Genomic DNA, 7,685 nt, shown 5'->3' with positions numbered 1-7,685 from the left:
CCTCGTGCTTTCATGACGGTGGGTGGACTGTAGTGGCCTGAGATAGCGAAAGTGCCCCTGACTTGGGATGATGTGACTTGTCTAGAGAAACATCGACCAACAAGAAGGAGCACCTTCGAGGTGAAGAGTACCGGCTCGTATCCCAGGGTTCATGTCGATACCGCGAAGGTGACCGCGGTCGGGCAGGCTGGCGGGATCCTGCTGACCGAAACCATCCGCGCGGCCGGCCTGGACCGGGCCCTGTCGGAGGCGCTGTCTCGGTGGCGGAAACCGTTGGCGGTCCACGACCCAGGCAAGATCGTCTGTGATCTGGCGGTGTCGCTGGTGCTCGGCGGTGAAGCGTTGAGTGACCTCGCTACCCTGCGTGCTGAACCAGGGGTCTACGGCCCGGTGGCGTCGGATCCGACTGTGTCGCGGCTCATCGCGGCCCTCGCTGCGGATGCGGACAAGGCCATCAAGGCGATCGCGGGAGCTAGGCAGCAGGCCCGCGCCACGGTCTGGGCCCTGGCCGGTGAGCATGCCCCCGACCACGAGTCGACTGCCGAGGATCCGGTGATCATCGACTTGGACGCGTCGTTGATCACCGCCCATTCGGAGAAGCAGCGCGCGGCTGCGACGTTCAAGCGAGGCTTCGGGTTCCACCCGTTGCTGGCGTTCGCCGACCACGGACCTGAGGGCACCGGCGAAGCCCTGGAGGTCCACCTACGCCCCGGGAACGCCGGTTCGAACACCGCCGCCGATCACATCACCGTCACCAAACAAGCTCTCGCGCAGCTCCCCGACCGGAACCCGCGGCCCGGACGCCGCGTGCTGATCCGCGCGGACGGGGCCGGCGGCACGAAGGAGTTCACCAAGTGGCTGACCGGGCGCAGGGTGGCGTACTCGGTCGGGTTCACCCTCCCCATGGACACCCCCGACCTCTACCACTTGGTCCCTGAGTGGGTTTGGGTGCCGGCCCTCAACAGCGATGGCGAGGCTCGCGAGGGGGCCGATCTTGCTGACTTCACCGGACTGCTGGATCTCGACGGTTGGCCTGCCGGGATGCGGGTGATCGTCCGCAGAGAACGGCCCCACCCCGGCGCTCAGCTGCGGTTCGACGACGTCGACGGCTACCGGCTCACCGCCTTCGCCACCAACACCACCCTCGGCACCCTCCAGCAGCTGGAGCTCAGGCATCGTCGACGCGCCCGCTGCGAAGACCGGATCCGGATCGCGAAAGACACAGGCCTGGCCAACCTCCCGTTGCACGGGTTCGACCAGAATCGGATCTGGTGCCAGATCGTCGCCCTGGCCTCCGAGTTGCAGGCCTGGAGCGCGATGCTGGCGCTGGCCGGTCATGAAGCCCGCCGCTGGGAACCGAAACGGCTCCGCTACCGGCTCTACACCATCCCCGCGACCCTCGCCAGAAGAGCCCGCCGCACCGTCGTCCACTTCAGCGACCGATCCCGCTGGGCCGAGCTGATCATCGACAGCATCAGCCGACTCCGAAACCTCCCGGCACCAGCCACCTGACCCTGTCCTCCACATGACCCTCTGAATCTGGCAGCTCCCGGCCTGGAAACCCGCACCGCAGACGTCACGCGGGGTCTTGTCACACCCACCTGCAAGAATCAGAACAACCCCGACGCCACCGGCGCCGACCAGCCCCACACACGCCCGTCATGAAATATCGAGGCTAGCGACGCACGTCGCAAGCGTCAGGCAACCGTGTCCGCGACACCCCTAAAGAGACTGTGCCACCTCACAGGTAGGGCTCCAGTAGGGGGAAGACCCCCCAAACACCGACGTAGGCGACGCCCGTCCAACCGGTGAGAATATAGAGATTGCCGTAATGTGACCCCACGCTCAAGCACGAAGAGCCTGCAATAGCCGGTCGCTTGCGCGCCATCGCAGTGGCGTGAGATCCCAAGCTCCTCCGCCTGGCGGCGTTAGCTTCAACGCTCCACATGGCCAACCGCAGAACCGCCTAATCTCTGGGAGACCCAACCCAGTCGGGTCACGAACCCGCTTCCTTGACCGGCACATCCAAAGTTGCAGCCATCCGTTCAGCCAAAGCAACTGCGTTGCGCCGCAGAAGCACTTCCGTGTGAAAGAGCCTGCCCACGGAAGAAGGATACTTCTCGTCCAACTCCAACTCCACGACGTACCTGAAGAGGTGATGCTCGCTACTGGTCACAGTCACGGCACCGATGTGGTCCCGGGGAATCACTCGGCTCGCCCCGAAAGGAAACATCAAGACACGCGTCGCACTGACCCAAGCCACGTTATGTCGCGCTTCCCATGTCGCCAGGAAGATTCCTCCCAACAGAGTAACGATGCCCAGGATCGCATCGATTGTCCCTCCACCTTCGACGATCATCGCAAGACCCACGAACATAAATGCAAAGCCACAAATCGCCAAGCCAATGTCTTGCATACTGAACACGATGAGCCTATTCCTCCAACGTAGCACAGGAGAACCTTACCTCGATCATTCATGGCGGAGTGTGCGAAGCTTACTGTAGAGAGGCCGGAGTGCCTTCTGACCAACTTCGATCTTTCATGAGGAGCCCGTCGTGCAGCAGCCCCGGTTGCGGCGGCCAGTTGCGCATCAGGGAGACAAATGCCGAACATCACTCCGCCTCGAAGATAGTAACCTCGACGCCTGACTCTAGCTCAGAATGGAGGTACACAGTGAACTCCTCATCGCCCAACAGACATGCGGCCTCTTCGCCCTCCGCGCGACATCTATCAGAAAGCCGGGACATGAGTTCTTCCCAGGAGATCTGCAACTCAAGAGTGGCGCTGAGGCTAGCACCGGAATCACAATCCGGCGTACTCAGGTATCCCACTTGCCCAGGGGATATCTGCAACAGCTCCACGATCGCGGCGTTCATCCGCGAACGACCCGCGGGAGAACATGTTGGGTCTTGAATACATCCCGTGAGCAAACCTCCCCCGAAAACGACTACCAGCCAGACTACGAGGCTCTTCCGCATGCCTTGACGCACGTGAACTTCCCTTCATTAAATAGTCGTTCCGCCGTCTTCCTGAGGCTCAGTATGCACGAATACACTCCGGAAATGGCGACCCTGCGGTTCCCATACTTGTTCCTCATCGAGGTGAGCGTGAAGGCATTGTTTGCCGGCTCTTCACAGAAGTGAGTGGATTCGGGGTCTGAACCCGCCGGCGTCGAGTAGGCATCTGGCGATGTAGCCATCCCTTTTCTTCATCACGCCATGGCAGCTGCGTGAGAAGACCCGGCCGGAAGCCAGAGCCTATCAGTGCTCCAAAGTAGACATAGGAACCGACTTGGCCGGCGACATCGATCGGCACGCCCCGAGCGGATAGCCCGATGAGCGACCCCAGCGCACAGAATCCCCACGTTGCAATGGGAATCGCAGAATCATCGACTTCCCTATCGATCCAAGAGAACAGGACGACGAGCGAGAACAGAACAGCAAAGCCGACCCACGGGGCGTGAGTCAGTACGTAGTCGAGTACCTCCACTGATTCACCGTCGCTTCGTTCGGACCAGGTATGAACGGTTTCGGCGTAGCTCGAAAAAACTGCACGCACGCTCCGCACCAACGGACCCAAGGTAGTACACCCCTGGCGTCGGCCAACCACCTGGCCCAGTTGCTCCGGGCGGCTAGCCAAGAGTGGTCCGGGAGGAATCTGACTTGGCTCACACTCGGTGTGACGCGACAAGACCTCCTGCTGAGGACCAGCTACCGGCGTTCGTAGATGTCGCGGCGGTGGCCCACGGCAACCACAAGGACGAGCAGCACGTTGTCGTGGATCTCGTAGACGATCCGGTAGTCACCGGTCCGGACACGCCACTCGCCGTCGCCGCCAACCAGCTTCTTGGCCCCGCTCGGGCGCGGTTCGCTCGCCAGTAACTCGATCGCCGCCTGGACCCGCCGCTGGGCGACCCGGGATCGAACGCGCTGGCTGCGGCAGATCAGTGTGTTCGGTGGAGCAGGTGCACCTCGGCGTGGTGGCCGCCGCTGTCGAGCTTCGCATCGCAGGTGTACAGCGGTGCATCCAGCGCCTCGGCCAGAGCGAGGTACGCGGCGTCGTAGCTCGTGTACTGGTGACGCAACTGCCAGATCCGATCAGCCAATGGCGAGACCTCGTAGCGATTGACGGCGAACGCGAAGTGGTCACGACGAACCTCCTCCGCGACAGCGGGATCGAGTTTGCCGCCCAGAAGCAAGCCCCGCAGCACGGACAACACCTCGACATCGAGCAGGTGCGGCGCGTGCACCTCGCCGGTGAGAGCATCCAGCAGCTCGTCGGAGACCTCACTGCCGATCAACGCCTCGACCATCGCCGAGGCGTCCAGCACGATCACCGACGGCCTGCCCGCACGGCTGCGACGATGTCGTCGGAGCTAGGCCCGCTGGAACGGTCCCGCGCCCTGAGCCGAGCAACGATCTGCTGGTTGGTGGGCCGTGTGGCGATCTTGGCCAACTCGGCGGCGACGTAGGCCGACAACGACATGCTTTGCGCCGCCGCCCGTTCCTTCAAGGTAGCGGCGACATCGTCGGAGACGTCACGGATGTACAGGGTCGTCATGACACAATGCTAGCATTCTGCAAGCAGGGCGATCGACCCGGCCCACCGACTCTCCGCTGCAGTTCCGGTTGAACCCTGCCGCAGCATGTCCGGATGTCGGCACTTCTGCCATCGGGTATCGCTGGCGGTGGGTCAGATGCCACGCAACCGCTCGGCCAGCGGGGCGAGTCCGTGTGGAACGAGGTCAAGAATCAGGTCCGGATTCACCCGGAAGGGCTCGTGATCCTGGCAGCGCTGAATGGCTTGGAGAATGTCGGCGAACCGCTTCTCATCAGATCGGGTCACAACGGCACCGCGTCGGCTAGAGCGCTGGGCGACACGTCATCCCGCAGCAGTGACGCGGCCACAACGTCAACCCTCACCCCAAGGACCTGGCTCAACTCTTCGGCGACCCCAGCCACGCGCAGCAGGTCGGTCCCCCGCCCGGCAGCAAGTCGACCAAGAGATCGATGTCACTATCCCCAGTGGCATCGCCACGGGCCACAGAGCCGAACAGCCTCGGGTTGGCCGCGCGATAGCGACGAAGGATGCCGTCCAGCGCATCGCGATGCGCGACGACCGCTGCACGCAGCGACGCGCTCTCGGCCGTCACCATGCTCACGAACCGAGGCTACCCCGCGACCAACGCGCTCCGTACTGCCGAATCGCCCCGACAGCGGCAGATCCCGATGTTCGGGGCGTCGTCCGACGTGAGCCTGCCTATGGTTTGGATCGTCGGCGTGAACCGGCACCCGTGGGAGAGTTGTGCTCGACACAAAGCACAAGCACCGCTGACCCGGGGGGGCACCGTTGAGACTGCAGCTGCCGCACGTCCGGCCGTCTGGGGGTTCCTGTCGTGATCGGTTCGATGGTGACCCTCCGGCGCTGAGCGCCTTCGCGCCGTCTGGTCGATGGCTGGTGAAGCCGGTGGCCTTGGTGGGTGCGCTGAGTGTGCTGGTGCTGACCGCCTGCACAGTGGACGAGCCCCGGGGTCCGAGGGTGAGGGTCACGTCCTCGGCCTCAGGCGCAGCGAGCTCACCGCAGTCGGCCACCCCGCCCGAGACAAGCCCCGAGGACACCGCCATCGTTGTTGTCCCGATGGAGCCCGCGGAGTCATCCGCCGTGACCGCTGAGCCCGGTCGGTCCGAACCTGTTCCCGACGAGGCGCTGGTTGCTCAGATGATGTGCGAGCCGATCAGCCGCGCGACGCGTCTGAGCCATGAATCACGCTGGGGGCCTGTTGACTGGGATGAGGCCGTGCAGATCGCGGTGGGTGAAGGCCTGACCGCGGGGATCAACTGGTGGGTCGTCGTGGCAACCCCCGACGGCGTCACGGGCCGCGCCCGGCTCACCAACGCCGACAGCCTCGACAACCCTGCGGACGCGGAATGGCTGATCGCATCGGGCTGGCAGGCCTCCTACACCGGCGAAAGCACGGCCTCCAACGAATTCTTCTACTGGCAGTACTTCCCCTACGTGAAGTGGGACGCTGCTGGCCACGAGCGTCTCCACGCCGCCGTCGCGAAGGGCTTCGAGTGTCTCGACCTCGAATACCCGGAGCCCGACCCGTCGAACGGCTGACCACCGAGCAGAGCGACCATCCGCGTCCACATTCAGCGACTACCAAGAGGAGCTATCCGCAGGACCATGCCAGTCCTTCGAGCTCGGACGCTGACGTCACGACCCTCGCACACCGCAGCATGAGGGTGCGAGCGGAACGAGGCTTCCTGACGCCTGAGTAGCTTCTTCGAGCGACGGAGAGAGCGCCGGGTGCGGGCACGCAGGCTGCGCGAGTTGGGCGACTGTCCCGAGTGTCGGCATCCGTGGCTTGAGCACTTCGGCACCGGCAATGACATGGCTGGCATGTCTGGCGAGTGCGCCTACGAGTTTGAGCACGAGCAGCGGGAGTCTCCAGGGCCCGGGAGCCGCCTTCCCTGCCCACCTGTGGGTTGATTCACCCGTCGCGGCAGTTGAGGGCGGTCGTGCTCGGGGACACCGAAGCCCGAGGCTACGAACACGGCGTTGACAACATCAGGTAGAGCTACCGTGGTAGGAAGTCCGGTAGTACGCTGGTCGCATGAGTCAGATGAAGTTGAGCGTGAGCCTCTCCGAGAGCGATGTCGCAGCCTTGGACAAGTACGCCCACGCTGCTGGCCTGAAGTCCCGCTCCGCGGCCATCCAGCAGGCGATCAGGCTACTTGGCGACGCAGAACTCCAGACCGCCTACGAAGCAGCCTGGCAGGAGTGGGAGGACTCGGGTAACGCCGACGCTTGGGACTCCGCCGCTGCCGATGGGCTGGCTGATGCTCCGCGGTGAGATCCGGCTGGTCGATCTGGAACCTGCCCGCGCAGGAGAGGCGGACAAGCGTCGGCCGGCAGTCATCGTGAGCAACGACAACGCAAACGCCATCGCAGCCAGGCTGGGGCGAGGCGTCGTCACCGTGGTACCCGTCACCAGCAGCATCGCGAGGGTCTTCCCTTTCCAGGTCCTCCTCTCCGCTCATGAAACAGGCATCCATGTGGATTCGAAAGCCCAAGCTGAACAAGTTCGTTCGGTTTCGGTGGCACGACTCGGTCCCGTCCTTGGCCGCATTCCCACCCACCTGATGTCCCAACTCGACGACGCCCTGCGCCTGCACCTCCAACTCTGACCACACGCCCGCAGCGGCATTTAGGGCGGTCGTGCTGGGGTGACCACCAAGCCGACAGGCTCCCCTCGCACACCGCGACAGATCAGTGTGTTCGGTGGAGCAGGTGCACCTTGGCGTGGTGGCCGCCGCTGTCGAGCTTCGCATCGCAGGTGTACAGCGGTGCATCCAGCGCCTCGGCCAGAGCGAGGTACGCGGCGTCGTAGCTCGTGTACTGGTGACGCAACTGCCAGATCCGATCAGCCAATGGCGAGACCTCGTAGCGATTGACGGCGAACGCGAAGTGGTCACGACGAACCTCCTCCGCGACAGCGGGATCGAGTTTGCCGCCCAGAAGCAAGCCCCGCAGCACGGACAACACCTCGACATCGAGCAGGTGCGGCGCGTGCACCTCGCCGGTGAGAGCATCCAGCAGCTCGTCGGAGACCTCACTGCCGATCAACGCCTCGACCATCGCCGAGGCGTCCAGCACGATCACCGACGGCCTGCCCGCACGGC

11 protein-coding genes are annotated in these 7,685 nt (G+C 64.0%); 4 read left to right on the top strand and 7 right to left on the bottom strand.

Annotation, left to right across the window (positions count from 1 at the left end; genetic code table 11):
• Nucleotides 1–120 precede the first annotated feature (120 nt).
• Nucleotides 121–1,512 (top strand): IS1380 family transposase, encoded by a 1,392-nt coding sequence (locus tag ACZK5D_RS16650; protein ID WP_463665165.1) that lies wholly within the window; start codon nucleotides 121–123, stop codon nucleotides 1,510–1,512.
• Nucleotides 1,513–1,996: 484 nt separating this feature from the next.
• On the opposite strand, the gene ACZK5D_RS16645 is transcribed toward ACZK5D_RS16650, so the two are convergent.
• From ACZK5D_RS16645 to ACZK5D_RS16620, 6 genes are all read right to left on the bottom strand, one after another.
• Nucleotides 1,997–2,425: a hypothetical protein gene (locus tag ACZK5D_RS16645; protein ID WP_463666126.1), complete on the bottom strand. Its 429-nt coding sequence runs from the start codon at nucleotides 2,423–2,425 to the stop codon at nucleotides 1,997–1,999.
• Nucleotides 2,426–2,612: 187 nt separating this feature from the next.
• On the bottom strand, nucleotides 2,613–2,876 hold the full coding sequence (locus ACZK5D_RS16640) for a hypothetical protein (RefSeq protein WP_188334593.1): 264 nt from the start codon (nucleotides 2,874–2,876) through the stop codon (nucleotides 2,613–2,615).
• Between the two features lie 834 nt (nucleotides 2,877–3,710).
• Complete coding sequence (locus ACZK5D_RS16635; protein ID WP_463666128.1) at nucleotides 3,711–3,944, bottom strand: type II toxin-antitoxin system RelE family toxin; 234 nt, start codon at nucleotides 3,942–3,944, stop codon at nucleotides 3,711–3,713.
• Complete coding sequence (locus ACZK5D_RS16630; RefSeq protein WP_463666125.1) at nucleotides 3,944–4,336, bottom strand: type II toxin-antitoxin system VapC family toxin; 393 nt, start codon at nucleotides 4,334–4,336, stop codon at nucleotides 3,944–3,946. Before ACZK5D_RS16630 ends, ACZK5D_RS16635 begins: the two co-directional genes overlap by 1 nt.
• The gene (locus tag ACZK5D_RS16625; RefSeq protein ID WP_463666124.1) at nucleotides 4,333–4,560 is read right to left on the bottom strand and encodes a FitA-like ribbon-helix-helix domain-containing protein; all 228 of its coding nucleotides are present in this window, start codon (nucleotides 4,558–4,560) and stop codon (nucleotides 4,333–4,335) included. The genes ACZK5D_RS16630 and ACZK5D_RS16625 overlap by 4 nt, the downstream gene beginning before the upstream one ends.
• 376 nt (nucleotides 4,561–4,936) lie before the next feature.
• Complete coding sequence (locus ACZK5D_RS16620; protein WP_463666127.1) at nucleotides 4,937–5,155, bottom strand: nucleotidyltransferase family protein; 219 nt, start codon at nucleotides 5,153–5,155, stop codon at nucleotides 4,937–4,939.
• 506 nt (nucleotides 5,156–5,661) lie between these two features.
• Between ACZK5D_RS16620 and ACZK5D_RS16615 the strand changes: the two genes are divergently transcribed.
• The 3 genes from ACZK5D_RS16615 to ACZK5D_RS16605 all read left to right on the top strand — a co-directional run bounded on the left by ACZK5D_RS16615 (nucleotide 5,662) and on the right by ACZK5D_RS16605 (nucleotide 7,190).
• Nucleotides 5,662–6,120 (top strand): hypothetical protein, encoded by a 459-nt coding sequence (locus tag ACZK5D_RS16615; RefSeq protein ID WP_463666123.1) that lies wholly within the window; start codon nucleotides 5,662–5,664, stop codon nucleotides 6,118–6,120.
• 496 nt (nucleotides 6,121–6,616) lie between these two features.
• Complete coding sequence (locus ACZK5D_RS16610; protein WP_463666122.1) at nucleotides 6,617–6,856, top strand: ribbon-helix-helix domain-containing protein; 240 nt, start codon at nucleotides 6,617–6,619, stop codon at nucleotides 6,854–6,856.
• A complete protein-coding gene (locus ACZK5D_RS16605; RefSeq protein WP_463666121.1) occupies nucleotides 6,843–7,190 on the top strand; it encodes a type II toxin-antitoxin system PemK/MazF family toxin in 348 nt (115 codons plus the stop codon). Before ACZK5D_RS16610 ends, ACZK5D_RS16605 begins: the two co-directional genes overlap by 14 nt.
• A gap of 82 nt (nucleotides 7,191–7,272) precedes the next feature.
• Here the strand turns inward: ACZK5D_RS16605 and ACZK5D_RS16600 are convergent.
• Nucleotides 7,273–7,685 (bottom strand): type II toxin-antitoxin system VapC family toxin (locus ACZK5D_RS16600; RefSeq protein WP_463666120.1); only part of this gene is annotated, 413 nt, incomplete at its 5' end.

Source organism: Tessaracoccus yangjingae, assembly GCF_055326235.1.
Note: the sequence above shows the minus strand (reverse complement) of the source record. Positions and strands in the feature narration are given on the sequence as shown.